The sequence below is a fragment of the Paenibacillus sp. p3-SID867 genome (assembly GCF_025142895.1).
Classification (GTDB): Bacteria; Bacillota; Bacilli; order Paenibacillales; family Paenibacillaceae; genus Paenibacillus_AQ.
In genome coordinates this window covers 87,551-100,749 of sequence record NZ_JAMBDM010000017.1, presented here as the reverse complement: position 1 = coordinate 100,749, position 13,199 = coordinate 87,551, and the positions used below count along the sequence as shown (strand labels likewise).

The 13,199-nt window shown below is 50.2% G+C and carries 9 protein-coding genes; 3 read left to right on the top strand and 6 right to left on the bottom strand.

Features of this window, described 5'->3' with window-relative positions; all coding sequences use genetic code 11:
• Positions 1–7 precede the first annotated feature (7 nt).
• On the top strand, positions 8–1,177 hold the full coding sequence (locus M4D81_RS27405) for an MFS transporter (protein ID WP_260068759.1): 1,170 nt from the start codon (positions 8–10) through the stop codon (positions 1,175–1,177).
• A 402-nt stretch (positions 1,178–1,579) separates the two neighbouring features.
• On the opposite strand, the gene M4D81_RS27400 is transcribed toward M4D81_RS27405, so the two are convergent.
• The gene (locus M4D81_RS27400; protein WP_260068726.1) at positions 1,580–2,434 is read right to left on the bottom strand and encodes an NAD-dependent epimerase/dehydratase family protein; all 855 of its coding nucleotides are present in this window, start codon (positions 2,432–2,434) and stop codon (positions 1,580–1,582) included.
• Positions 2,435–2,822: 388 nt separating this feature from the next.
• Positions 2,823–3,005, bottom strand: coding sequence for a GapA-binding peptide SR1P (locus M4D81_RS27395; protein WP_260068725.1), 183 nt, complete (start codon positions 3,003–3,005; stop codon positions 2,823–2,825).
• Between the two features lie 446 nt (positions 3,006–3,451).
• On the opposite strand from M4D81_RS27395, the gene M4D81_RS27390 reads away from it, so the two are divergent.
• On the top strand, positions 3,452–4,099 hold the full coding sequence (locus tag M4D81_RS27390) for a transcriptional regulator (RefSeq protein ID WP_260068724.1): 648 nt from the start codon (positions 3,452–3,454) through the stop codon (positions 4,097–4,099).
• Between the two features lie 2,015 nt (positions 4,100–6,114).
• Here the strand turns inward: M4D81_RS27390 and M4D81_RS27385 are convergent.
• The 4 genes from M4D81_RS27385 to M4D81_RS27370 all read right to left on the bottom strand — a co-directional run bounded on the left by M4D81_RS27385 (position 6,115) and on the right by M4D81_RS27370 (position 12,064).
• Complete coding sequence (locus M4D81_RS27385) at positions 6,115–6,726, bottom strand: SRPBCC domain-containing protein (protein WP_260068723.1); 612 nt, start codon at positions 6,724–6,726, stop codon at positions 6,115–6,117.
• Positions 6,727–6,806: 80 nt separating this feature from the next.
• Positions 6,807–7,775 (bottom strand): helix-turn-helix transcriptional regulator, encoded by a 969-nt coding sequence (locus M4D81_RS27380; RefSeq protein ID WP_260068722.1) that lies wholly within the window; start codon positions 7,773–7,775, stop codon positions 6,807–6,809.
• Positions 7,776–8,135: 360 nt separating this feature from the next.
• Positions 8,136–9,059, bottom strand: coding sequence for an NAD(P)-dependent alcohol dehydrogenase (locus M4D81_RS27375; RefSeq protein ID WP_260068721.1), 924 nt, complete (start codon positions 9,057–9,059; stop codon positions 8,136–8,138).
• 167 nt (positions 9,060–9,226) lie between these two features.
• Positions 9,227–12,064: a winged helix-turn-helix domain-containing protein gene (locus M4D81_RS27370; RefSeq protein ID WP_260068758.1), complete on the bottom strand. Its 2,838-nt coding sequence runs from the start codon at positions 12,062–12,064 to the stop codon at positions 9,227–9,229.
• 211 nt (positions 12,065–12,275) lie between these two features.
• Here M4D81_RS27370 and M4D81_RS27365 point away from each other — a divergent pair, with 211 nt between their 5' ends.
• Complete coding sequence (locus M4D81_RS27365) at positions 12,276–13,148, top strand: helix-turn-helix transcriptional regulator (RefSeq protein ID WP_260068720.1); 873 nt, start codon at positions 12,276–12,278, stop codon at positions 13,146–13,148.
• Positions 13,149–13,199 lie beyond the last annotated feature (51 nt).

Sequence of the window (13,199 nt, the reverse complement as noted above, 5' to 3'; positions counted from 1 at the left end):
TAATCGTATGCCTCTGACTCGATACGTTACCTTATTGTTTGCGATTGCTTGCGGTATGTCCGTTGCCAATATCTACTTCGCTCAGCCGCTGCTCGATGAGCTGTCGTACGAGTTCAACATGGACTATGCCGTCATTGGAATTCTGATTACCGTCACACAGATCTTTTATGCATTGGGACTGCTGCTGCTGGTGCCTCTGGGGGATTTACTGAACCAGCGCCGATTAATTATCGGGCAAATGGCGATCTCCATGGCGGCTCTCGTGATCGTTGGTACTGCTTCATCCGGCGCGATGCTCTTCGCAGGTTTGGCTTTGGTCGGATTGCTTGCCGTAGTAACGCAGACGATTGTGGCGTTCGTGGCGACCGTAGCTGCTCCTGCTGAACGAGGGCGAGCCGTAGGTATGGTAACCAGCGGAATTGTGATCGGGATCCTTCTTGCGCGAACCATTTCCGGAGTTTTGAAGGATCTTGCAGGATGGCGTTCGGTTTATCTATTTTCTGCCGCGTTGATGCTGCTCATGGTTTACGCCTTATATAAGACACTTCCAAATGTTGAGCGTAAGATAAAAACTCTTTCCTATTCTCAACTGCTGAAGTCGGTACTGGTGTTGTTCCTTCAAGAACGTCTACTACGTGTCCGCGCTGTTTTGGCTATGCTGATTTTTACAGCTTTCAGCATTTTGTGGACGCCATTAGTGCTGCCTCTTAGCGCGCCCCCACTATCCCTTTCGCACTCTGCCATCGGGGCGTTTGGTCTCGTAGGCGTCGTGGGTGCATTGGCTGCAGCAAAAGCCGGTAAGCTAGCCGATCGAGGTTACGGACAAAGAACGACCGGAATTGCATTGTCCCTGCTATTGCTGTCATGGCTGCCGATCAGCTATACAGAACGGTCCCTGTTTGCCTTAGTCATTGGTATTATTCTGTTGGACTTGGCGGTACAGGCCGTGCATGTCACGAATCAGAGTATGATTTTTGCATTGCGCCCGCAGGCGCGCAGTCGCATGGTTGCCGGGTATATGATTTTTTATTCCATCGGAAGTGCCGCCGGTTCCATTGCTTCGACCCATATCTATGCACAGTATGGTTGGCATGGAGTTTGTGTGCTTGGAGCCTCCGTCAGCGCTGTTGCTCTTATATTTTGGGCTGTGACCAAAGGCGATAAAGGTGCCCATTGACAATAAATTCAAACTACAATAGATCGCTCCCACAGGGTGGCGATCTTTTAGAATATCCACGAACAGTAGCAGCCTTGCCGGCCCATACGTCAATCATTTTGGAAACTCTGCGTTAAGGATGGCGTTCCTCAGAATAACAAAAGACACGCCGTATGGGCGTGCCTTCAACATATTCTTATGGTGTTTTCCCCAGGATCACTTCGCCTGTCGTCTTATTCCAGGACATCGGAATGCCAAGCTTTGTCGTGATCGGATCTCTACAGGATCTGTAATCCCTTCGGTGTGTGGTCCGGGACGTGCTCTACATTGTTATCCCTTCATCTACAGTGTGCGTTGTGAATAGCATACTCCTTGTGTATGTACTCTTAACGGCGGAACCGGTTGGCACATCGCTAAGCTAGCTCACCTTAGCGATTGCGCGAACCCTGTTCGCCACGTGGGATGTAGCGGCTCCCAGCCGTACTCCTTCCGAGCTTTGGCATTCGAAGCGCCGCGTTCGCCGCGCTTGCTCCCCGCTTGATATGCTGGAGCAGGCGCGTGCAGCGCCTCAGCATACACCGGCAGCCACGACGTTCCGGCAGCAGGCTCGTCATCTACGATATTGACCGGACCCGTCGGCCAGTCCAATGCCTGCAGTGCGGCATTCGCCGCATCCTCGACATGGAGAAATGACATAACGCCATCCGTTGCTGGAAGAGCTCGAGTTCGTACCTTTTCCGCCATCACCCCGTCGGCATCGTACCACGTGCCGGGACCGTAGAACATACCGTACCTTAAAATGACGTGGTTCGGCAGTTGTGCGACGGCATGTTCCAGTGAGATGATACCCTCTATCGTGGACTTGCGCGGCGCAGGCGCCTGGACATCTAGAGGAACATTCTCAGTGGCAGGATGATCCCCGGGTTCATAGGCCCAGGCAATGCTCTGGGCAATCATTCGTGTAACGCTATGGATCTGCGTGGCTTCTACCAGATGACGGGTGCCCTCCATCCGAATCCTCGCATTATCCTCCAGATTCCATTGGCTTAACGAAGTGAGCTGATGGATAATGACATCCGGCCGCACTCCCCCAATCGAGGCTATGATCCCTTCCCGATCAAAGGCATCCGCAACGATCCCCTTGGCTCCCCATGATTCAATCAACCCTTTCCGCTGAGGGTCGTGGATCATGCCTATAACTTCATGGCCAGCTTGCACCAGTCTGGGAAGTAAACGCTGGCCGATAACGCCGGTAGAGCCCGCTACGAATATTTTCATAAATGACAACCTCCATTCCGCTGCATATGTCCCACCCATCAAAAATGGGATATTGGCAGTTTCATCTTAGCATGACGGATGGGCAGCTATAAGTACCACTTTTCATCAAGTCAACCATGCCATTTCATTCGATTGAGAGGTTATCCCGCAGTTGAAAAGAGTATAGGACGCTCGCGTTTTTGACAAACGTGACCGAGCATCGTAGTTTGGCAAGCACGACAAGACACATTGGGACAAGCATGGATATAGCACCCGCCTTTTGATAAATGCACACATTATCGTAGTATTACAAGCACGACAGAGCACGCAGCAATAAGCACTCTTCATTCAACACAAAAACGCACCACATCAAGTGGTGCGTTTTTGCGGGTACAGCCTTCTTCTATCATTACTCTTCGTCTGTTACATCACTAACTGATACTTGCATGTGGCTGTGCAGCTGCCGGCACTCCGGCTGATCACACACGCCATAGAAGGTAGCGATTCGATTCGTATCCACCGTATCGACTTCAGCGCTGCAATGCCTGCACAAGATGACGCCCATTTCCAACTTTTTAACGGAAGTGTTCATGCTTCACTCATCCTCTCAAGTATCAGATTGTTATGCATTTTTTTTAATCATCCCATGTAATTAATGTACAATATAAATAAATAATACACAATATATATTAATTAAATTGTTATACATCGTTATATATGACGTCATATATATGGAGATAACATAAAAAAGCGCTCCATGTAGTAACATGAAGCGCTTCATGGCATGAATTTGCGAAAAATCACGCAATCACATGTTTTTTATCTTGGAAGAACTATATAGCTGTCACACATAGCTGGAGGCAATACTATTGCAAAACCCGCAAAACACGAGTTATACTAGCCATCATAAGGACGTGAAGAACACGCCGCTTCTATGCAAAGTGCTCCAATGAAGGATTGGGGTTGCATTGTATGGAGCGGTTTTTTTATTTTCTAGCGCAATCGCATTCCATCTAATACTAAGGAGGAAAATTGAACATGTCACGGTTTGATCAACAATATGAGCTCTGGATACACACGAATATTTTGAATGAAAAGAACCCCCGCAGGCTCGAAATCCTTCATAAAGGGTTAGGCCACGGTACCGTCGAGTTTCTGCGCTCGGTGTGGTTTCCCGCGATCGGTAATTTCAATGACTTGCATCCGGAATGGGAAGTACGAGATTTCAGCAATGGTTATCGTTATTTAGACCTTGCCTACATGCCCGGTGGTGCGAGAGGAGGCATCGAAATCCAAGGATACGGCCCGCATGCCCGCGATTTGGACGTAAGAAGGTTTAAGGATTTATGCCGCCGTCACTGCTTACTGGCACTGGATGGTTGGACATTCCTTCCCATTGCCTACCCCTCCATCGTCGAAGAGCCAAAACAATGCCAGCAGCTCATTTTATCCTTCGTCGGCAGATTTGTGGCGTCAGATGTACCTGCTTCCTTAAGTTGGCTTGAGGCAGAAGCTGTCCGATTTGCGCGGCGATTGCTGCGCCCGATAACCCCATTAGAACTCGCTAATCATCTTAGGGTGAGTGACCGGCATACCCGACGCTTATTGCATAAACTGGTCGAGCTTCAGATACTGGACATAGCAAGCGGTGAACAACGAGCCCGTACCTATAAACTCCGCTTGTAACACAGTACCGACGGGAGCATGCATCAGTTCCTGCAGATACCCAAGTGACGAATAAACAAACTAGTGGACACCCGATCCGTTATTCCGAAAAAACAGCCACTCTTCCCGTACTTCCGGACTCAGAATCCGCTATTTACTTTAATAACCACAAATTATCGCCCTTCTTTATGTAATAGCGGATCTGGTGTCCTCATATTGTCCAAAACCCACCCATCGAGACGTAATAGCAGAACCTCTGTCCTCATATTACCCTAAACCCACCCATCCAGACGTATAGCGGAACCTCTGTCCTCATATTACCCTAAACCCACCCATCCAGACGTATAGCGGAACCTCTGTCCTCATAACATCGCAGTAGCCAAACGCGAGACCACGCCTCATCAAAAACATCTCTAAACTCCGCTCATCTCTAAAGTCAACTTGTAACACAGTACCTGACGGGTACATGCATCAGTCATGCAGATATCCAAGAGACGAATAAACAAACTAAGTGGACACCAGATCCGTTATTCCGAAAAAAACAGCCACTTTCCCCGTACTTCCGGACTCAGAGTCCGCTATTTACTTTAAAAACCACAAATTATCGCCATTCTCCTGCAATAGCGGATCTGGTGTCCTCATATTACCCAAAATCTACCCATTCAGACGTAATAGCGGAACCTCTGTCCTCATATTGCCCATAACCCACCCGTGCAGACGTAATAGCGGAACCTTAGTCCTCATATTGCCCATAACCCACCCGTGCAGACGTAATAGCGGAACCTCTGTCCTCATAACGTTGCAGTAGCTAACCACGAGACCACGCATCATAAAAAACATCTGCTCTTCTTTCAATTCAACTTGTAACACAGTACCGACGGGAGCATGCAACAGTTCTTGCAGATACCCAAGAGACGAATAAACAAACTAATGGACACCAGATCCGTTATTCCGAAAAAAACAGCCACATTTCCCGTACTTCCGGACTCAGAATCCGCTATTTACTTAAAAAACCACAAATTATCGCCCTTCTCTATGCAATAGCGGATCTGGTATCCTCATATTACCCAAAATCTACCCATTCAGACGTAATAGCGAACCTTAGTCCTCATAACGTTGGAGTAGCTAACCACGAGACCACGCATCATTAAAAACATATCTAAGCTCTGCTCATCTTTCAATTCAACTTGTAACACAGTACCTGACGGGAGCATGCATCAGTTCTTGCCGATACCCAAGAGACGAATAAACAAACTAGTGGACACCAGATCCGTTATTCCGAAAAAAACAGCCACTTTTCCCGTACTTCCGGACTCAGAATCCGCTATTTACTTTAAAAACCACAAATTATCGCCCTTCTTTATGTAATAGCGGATCTGGTGTCCTCATATTGTCCAAAACCCACCCATCGAGACGTAATAGCAGAACCTCTGTCCTCATATTACCCTAAACCCACCCATCCAGACGTATAGCGGAACCTCTGTCCTCATAACGTTGCACCAGCCAAACGCGAGACCACGCCTCATAAAAAACATCTCTAAACTCCGCTCATCTCTAATCTCAGCTTGTAACACAGTACCTCGGGAGCATGCAACAGTTCTTGCAGATACCCAAGAGCAAGAGACGAATAAACAAACTAGTGGACACCAGATTCGTTATTCCGAAAAAAACAGCCACTTTTCCCGTTCTTCCGGACTCAGAATCCGCTATTTACTTTAAAAACCACAAATTATCGCCATTCTTTATGTAATAGCGGATCTGGTGTCCTCATATTGTCCAAAATCTACCGATTCAGACGTAATAGCGGAACCTCTGTCCTCATATTACCCTAAACCCACCCGTCCAGACGTAATAGCGGAACCTCTGTCCTCATATTACCCAAAACCCTCCCATCGAGGCGTAATAGCGGAACCTCTGTCCTCATATTACCCTAAACCCACCCTCCGAGACGTAATAGCGAACCGCAGTCCTCATAACGTTGGAGTAGTCAATTCAATCCAGTTGATAAACCCTAAGTCCCATATAACAGAATCCGTTCAGTTCGGCACCATCACCCGGTTTTGCAGCGTCGTCAGCATCTCATCCCAATAACGCCTCATGACCTCTCTCATATAAACGTCATCCAGCATCTCCTGGTGAATCGCGATGGTTGTTTTTCCAGTCTTAGTGGACAACACATAGATTTGCAGCCGGGACGGGTTGTCCCACTCCTTGCGTTTCCAGGTCAAGCGCAACTTATGGTAGGGTACGACCACCGTAAGTTTGCCGGTCACGCCTTCCTTCGATTCATACTCAAGCCCGACCTGCAGCTCCAGAGAAGGGACATCTCCGATCCATAACGACAGTCCCTCAGAAGACATGAGGAAATCCCAAACTCTCTCTTTTGTCACGGCCATCGTCTTTCTGACCCCAATCTGCACCCCGGCATCTTTGGATAAGCCGACCGGCACCCGCCCCATGACCTGCTCATACATGACGGCGATCCACTCGCTCCATTCACCGGATACCTGATGCTTCTCAACGATATGGTTTCGGATCTGCTCGTGTGACCAGAGCGGGCCCACTTCCTGCCCAAGGGCCACAATCCATTCCTCCCACGAACGTTCGGTTGCCTTCATCACTTCTTGTTTAAAAATCGTGCCTGCCATCGAGCTCTCTCCTCCCTGACGCTATCTGATGGAGTTTATTATATAATACAAACACTGACAAAGAAGGTCAGTGTTTATCTTCAGGATTGATAATATTTTAAGAGGGATTCCGCAATGTCGATCATGCCTGATTTCAGTTCCTCGGGCCCGATGATTCGAATCTTCCCGCCAAATGACAATAGGTAGTAGGCAACTTGCGTGTATAACATATGCTCATCCAGCCTGAACACCGCATGCTCCGCCGTACGTTCGACGAGGGCTTGACTGAGCAGCCAATGCGCGCATAAATCGTCCAAAGCTTGAGGGAGGCCTTGGATATGTACGGAAACCAAATGAGGATTGGATTCGGAACCTTGCCCCGATAACAAGCTGTCCAATACGTATTCCCGCGGGGAAAACGACGCCGGACGGTCAAACGCGTTGTCGGTATGCCGGATATCGCGCATACGGTCGACGCGGAAGCAGCGAATTTCACCGCGCAGATGGCAATGGCCCACCGCGTACCATTTGCTTTTCCAATGGACGAGTCCGTAAGGATCCAGGATACGTGGTTGTGTTATACCGTCATAGCCTGTGGCGTAGTCGATCTCGAGGCTGGATTGCCGGTCGATCCCCGCCTCGATCTCATGCAGTATCCTGGTAAGCGAAGAAGCTGTAGGAGGATGGATGGCCTCAATACTGCTTTCGTGGCGCTCCAAACGCTCCAGCTGTTCCGGATTCGTATATCGTTTTATTTTGGAAACGGCTCGATTAAGCGGCTCTTCGGATGGATAACCCGCTTCCCGTGCGAATGCGGCGGCATGAAGAAGCGCCTTTTGCTCATCGGCCTCAAAAAACAGCGGCTCCAGCTTGATATGCTCCGGGATGGAATAGCCTCCATCGCGCCCAATCTCGGATACGACAGGCACGCCGGACATGCAGAGCGCGTCAATGCATCGGTAAACCGTCCGGATATGTACGCCCAGCTCCTCCGATAGTTGTTTAGCGGTCATTCTTCTTCGTGATTTCAGCAGCCATAGCATCGCCAGCATATTATCGGCTTTAGACATCGTTATGCAGCAGCCCTTCCCTTGGAATTCATATATGTGATCACATTATATATCACTTCCTAGTAGAAGGTTTAGAGATTTCTTCCTGCTTAATCCGGATGGTAATCGATCCCCCACATTCCGATGAGAAAAGCCGACCCTCTGCAGGATCGGCTAGTCAATGAGTACATCGTGTGGCACTGCTACCTGTGTCGCACGGTGAGTGGTCCGTGGCATGCTTTTGAATGTCTGTCTATATCCTTGGATGGCTACTATATCTATGGATGGCTACTATATCTATGAATGGCTGCTATATCCTTGAATGATGCCTAACTTCATCAGCTGTCATAATCATGCCTCGCCAAAAATGATGACTTTTCCTCAATGATCATGGTCCACCGTGATGACAACGCTGCCCCTCTTGCGACCTTCATCCACATACCGGTGCGCCTCGGCCATTTGCTCCAATGCATACCTTCTGTCGATAACCGGCTTGATCTTCCCCGTTCCCAGCAGCTCCGCAAGCAATCTCAGATCCTCCATCAGCACCTTGGCTACCCCTTGCCCTTCAACGGTTACATAGCTCCCGCCCGGGGTGAGCAAATGCTTGCATCTGGATTTTGGCAGTTTACCGACCGCGTCCAGAATAATGTCGTATCGATCTCCGGTCGTCGTAATGTCCTCTTTGGTATAATCAAGGACCCGATCGGCTCCGAGCGACCTCACCAGTCCCACATTCACGGCACTACAAACGCCGGTTACCTCTGCTCCATAATGTTGCTTAGCAAGCTGTACGGCTAACGTCCCAACCGCACCGGACGCTCCATAAATCAGAACCTTGTGTCCCTGCCGGATATTCCCTTTTCTAAGAAAATGCAGGGCCGTCGTTCCTCCGAAAGATACGGCGGCGGCATCGTCATAAGTCACATGATCGGGCTTTAACAGCAATAACGCATCTTCACGCATGCAGATATATTGGGCATACGTACCGAATCGCATTCCCCTGAATGCCAAGACCTGATCGCCTACCTTGAATTGCGTAACATCCCTGCCAATCGCTTCGACTTCCCCCGCCAGCTCTACCCCGAGTATCGGTTGTCTTGGCTTTCTCAGACCCAGCACCAGCCGCATGGGAATCCTGTACAAAAGAGGACTGCGAAATCCCCGCACGCGGCAATCCCCCGAATTGACGGTGGTTGCATAAATTTTGATCCGAATTTCGCGATCCTTTGGGATCGGCTTCTCTATCTCTTGCAGCTGTAAAACATCCGGTGCTCCATAAGCGGTACATACCATTGCTTTCATGGGTTTCCTCCAAACTGGCATTTGCAATCAGTATATCTGCCGTCAGGTACCGGAACATAGATACTTAAGTATGGTTTTCTTATGGACAGCACAGTATGGTTCTCTCATGAATAGCGGTATTGGAAGGGAGATAGCTATGGATTAATATTTATACTACGATTGTCACCTTATAGTAAACCCAGCTCTCGTGCTCGCGCTACAGCTTCGGTACGGCGCGTGGCCTGGAGTTTATCGAAAATCATCCGGTTATGCCCTTTCACGGTGCTGAGCGTAACAAAAAGCCCCTCGCTAATCTGACGATTCGATAGCCCCTCGGCAATGAGACGCAGAACCTCCATCTCCCGCCGGCTTAGCGGCTCAAAATGAGTATCCGCAGGCCGAACAAACCCAGGAACGAATACGGATGTGACTCCACGTTCCAGTCCTTCAGCCTTAAATGCATGCAGCAGTCGCTCCAGATAGTCATGGATGGGCCATAACAGCTTCTGCTCCGGCTTGTTTACAGCACCTCTTAAGGGCAGCTGCTTCGGTTTGTCTACAGCTTCGCTTAACAACTTCTGCTTCGGTTTGTTTGCAGCCTCCCTTAATGGCCACTGCTTCGGCTTAACTATCTTCCGCCTCGGTTTGCTCAAAGCTGCTGCGCTTATCAATTCCCGCATCGGCTCCCCTTCATCGATAAACATCCGGATGAAACCGCCCGGCTCGCCCATCTCCAGCACATCCGCAATAACTTGTGCCGCTCTCCGTTTCTCCCCATGGGCATGAAGGGCCAAAGCCTGCAGCACCATCACCTTAAGCTGTTCGTTCACCCATTCCTTAACTTCCATATCCGTCCGCAGCTGTTCGAGGATCACCAGCGCTGTCGCCGTATCCCCCTGTGCCAGCAGCACCCTGGCTAGGCTTAGCTTGAGCTCAAACCTCTGGGCAAGCTGCAACGCTGAACTGACATCCCCTTGCTGCAGCAGGGCAAGCACCTGTGCCTCGGCAATATGGGGCAGCTGATGCGTGAAATGATGCTGACGAGCGAAGTGATCCGCCTTGGCTAACATGGCAGCCGCTTCGCTCACCGCTCCCCGTGTAAGCTTCAGCCTTGCGAGAAACACCTCGCAGGCCACGCCCCTGTCGATATGCTCGAACTGCCCGGCCAAGTGGAGGGCCTGCTGCCCATGCTGTTCCGCGGCATCCAGATCATTCCACTCGCTGCATATTCGGGCCAGTCCCAGATACGCCTCGCATGCTGCCGGCAGCGGAGGATCACCCGCCAAATCCAGAACGCGCCGATACGTCTCGGCCGCAACATATAACTGATTCTCCGCTTCCTGAATCATTCCGAGTCCGAGCGTCGCCATCATGTTGATCGTGATGTGCCCAATCTTCTGACTGATGATCACGGCTTCCTGATACGCCTTGCCAGCCGCGGCACGCTCCCCCTGCAGCTGGTAGGCATACCCCAGCGTCCATATCGTCGCTGTGCGCACGGGCAGATTATGCGGACTCAAAAATTCCAAGGCCCGGCGCGATTCCGCCATGATGGTTTCCGTCTGATGTTGACTGACAGCAAGCGTGGCACGTATGGAGGCGATATGCCCTATAAGATCCCGGGTATAATCGTCCTCCGCAGCTTGCAGATAGGTTTCGGCGGCTTGAAGTTTAGGTTCGATACCGGTCATTTGACCGACCATTAACATCGCAGAAGCATGCATGACATGTAGCGCGGGCCTTGCATCCATCTCCCCCTTAGGCAAGGAATCCAGCCAATGGAGCACAGGGCCTATTGCTCCACGGAAGATCAAAGGTGTCCCCTTCCCTTCAATAAGGCGTGCGGCGCGATCCACATCCGAAGCGGCAATCGCATGCTGGAAAGCTTCCAGCAGAAGATCTTGACGTTCATGCCATTCGCTGGCACGACGATGCAATTCGGACACGTCCCTCTCACCGCCAACCGCAGAAGCACCCGTTCGGGTCAGACGCTGCCGAAGCGCATCCGAGAACAGATGGTGATATCGGTACCAGCGCCTCTCCTTGTCCAGCGGAACAATGAACAGGTTGACGCGCTCCAGGTACTCCAAGGTTTCTTGCCCGGAGATGGCGCTCAGCCGAGAATCACGAACTTCGCTCCGAAGAACGTAGTCACACAATGGACCACACAACTGCTCAAGAATGGAGGTGTTTAGCAAAAAATCCTGAATATCCTCGGGCTGCTGCTGCAGTGCTTCTTCAACCAGGTAGTCCAGTACGTCACGGTGCTTGCCGCCGAAGGATCGGATAAAGGTGGCAGCGTCATGATGGACCTGCAAAGACAGCGCCGCTAATTGCAGGCCGGCAATCCAGCCCTCCGTGCGCGATTCGAGGAGCGCTGCATCCTCCGCTGACAAATCCAGTCCCATGGAGCGGCGCAGAAATTCAGAGGCTTCATCGGATGTGAAGCGCAAGTCTGATGTCCGCACTTCCGTCAACTGGTCCCGGACACGCAGCCGGGCCAAGGGCAGAGCGAGATCCTGGCGGCTGGCGATAACTACATGCATCTGCGGCGGCATGTGCTCGATGAGAAAATCAAGAGCGCTGTCTATCGCTTTGGAATCCAACACGTGGTAATCGTCAAGAACCAGAATGAACCGATTCGGCAGGGCCGCTATGTGGTTAAGGATGGCCGTGACGATACCTTCGAGCGGCAGAGGAAGAGGGGACGGCGCTTGGAGTTTGCTCATAATGCCCTCTCCGATTTCAACCCCGACGGTTTGCAGGGCGGCCACAAGATAAGCCAGGAATCTTGTTGGCTCACGATCCCCCTCCTCCAAAGACAGCCAGGCGACGGGCAGCGGGGAGTCTTTGATCCATTGGCTGAGCAGCGTAGTTTTACCGCAGCCTGCAGAGGCGGAAATCATAGTGAGCTTGCGCTGCAAACGCAGCCCCTCGTTCAAACGCTCGATTAGGCGGAGGCGAAGAACAGCCCTCGATCGGGGAGAAGGTATATACAATTTTGTAGACAAAATAGGCGTGGACATCATAACCCCCGTTATGCCGTCATTGCAGCATTTTTCAACATATATATTATGATAAAGTGTTCGACAGCCTACCGGTTTTCCCTCTTGTGCGCGATATTCGCTTGCTGCAGTCAAACGCAGAAGCATGATTTGCAGGGTGTGGCATACGATGTATCCGAAATGCTGGAGGCCCTGTAATTGAACCCATCAATCATGCAAAAGGAGGTTTCAGATGAAAATTCACCATTCAATTCCCTGGCGTGACAATCTGTATCTGTTCAACTATCGAAGCGTACATACCGAGCCGGTGGAATATTTTCATTATCATGAGGGGTTGGAGATTCTGTACATTCACGAAGGCGCCGGAAGATATATCGTCGATAATCAAACGTACTCGCTGAAGCCCGGCACTTTGGTGTTGATTAAACCTTTTCAAATTCACCATATTAAAGTCATCGTACCGCCGAATTACATTCGCAGCCTGCTGAAAATCAAAGCCTCCGTCATCGAGCGTTTCCTCACCGCACTCCCGCAGCTGACAACCGCGGTTTCACAATTGCTGGATCATCCGTGGTCCAATCAGGTGTTTCATCTGTCGTCCAAGGATTCCATATATTTAGAAAATCAGTTTCTGCAATTGCATGAAATGCTGGCCAGCGTTCCGCCCAAGGTTCAGAAGGAAGTTGTTGCCTTGTTTTTATTTCATTTCTTCACCTACTTTAATAGCCATATTTACCCGCCGGATCGTAGCGGGGGTTTCAAGTATCCTGCTCCCGCTGCTTCGATCGAGCCTGTCGGCGCCATGGTAAGGTGGATCGGCAAGCACTATCATCTATCCTTCACGATTAACGAAATGGCTGCGGAGCTTCATTTCTCTCCCAGTTATTTGTCCAAGCTGTTCAAAGAGCAGATGGGCATGACCATCATCGAATATACGAACAACAAGCGCTTGGAGGAAGCCAGAACGCTTCTTGGCTTGCCGTCTCTAACAATCGAAGACGTCAGTAAACAGACCGGATTCAACTACCCCTCGTATTTTATCGCCATGTTCAAAAAAAAGTACGGTTTGACGCCTCTTCAGTATCGAATGCAGACGGAATTATGATATTTTCAAGCAGCAATGTGGTATGGGGATTGGATTATAATTAGAGCGCTT

What these genes read in the sequence shown, in the direction of transcription:
- M4D81_RS27370 (WP_260068758.1), bottom strand. Translation starts at nt 12,064, where the DNA reads ATGTCCACGCCTATTTTGTCTACAAAATTGTATATACCTTCTCCCCGA.
- M4D81_RS27365 (WP_260068720.1), top strand. Translation starts at nt 12,276, where the DNA reads ATGAAAATTCACCATTCAATTCCCTGGCGTGACAATCTGTATCTGTTC.
- M4D81_RS27400 (WP_260068726.1), bottom strand. Translation starts at nt 2,434, where the DNA reads ATGAAAATATTCGTAGCGGGCTCTACCGGCGTTATCGGCCAGCGTTTA.
- M4D81_RS27405 (WP_260068759.1), top strand. Translation starts at nt 8, where the DNA reads ATGCCTCTGACTCGATACGTTACCTTATTGTTTGCGATTGCTTGCGGT.
- M4D81_RS27380 (WP_260068722.1), bottom strand. Translation starts at nt 7,775, where the DNA reads ATGTCTAAAGCCGATAATATGCTGGCGATGCTATGGCTGCTGAAATCA.
- M4D81_RS27395 (WP_260068725.1), bottom strand. Translation starts at nt 3,005, where the DNA reads ATGAACACTTCCGTTAAAAAGTTGGAAATGGGCGTCATCTTGTGCAGG.
- M4D81_RS27375 (WP_260068721.1), bottom strand. Translation starts at nt 9,059, where the DNA reads ATGAAAGCAATGGTATGTACCGCTTATGGAGCACCGGATGTTTTACAG.
- M4D81_RS27385 (WP_260068723.1), bottom strand. Translation starts at nt 6,726, where the DNA reads ATGGCAGGCACGATTTTTAAACAAGAAGTGATGAAGGCAACCGAACGT.
- M4D81_RS27390 (WP_260068724.1), top strand. Translation starts at nt 3,452, where the DNA reads ATGTCACGGTTTGATCAACAATATGAGCTCTGGATACACACGAATATT.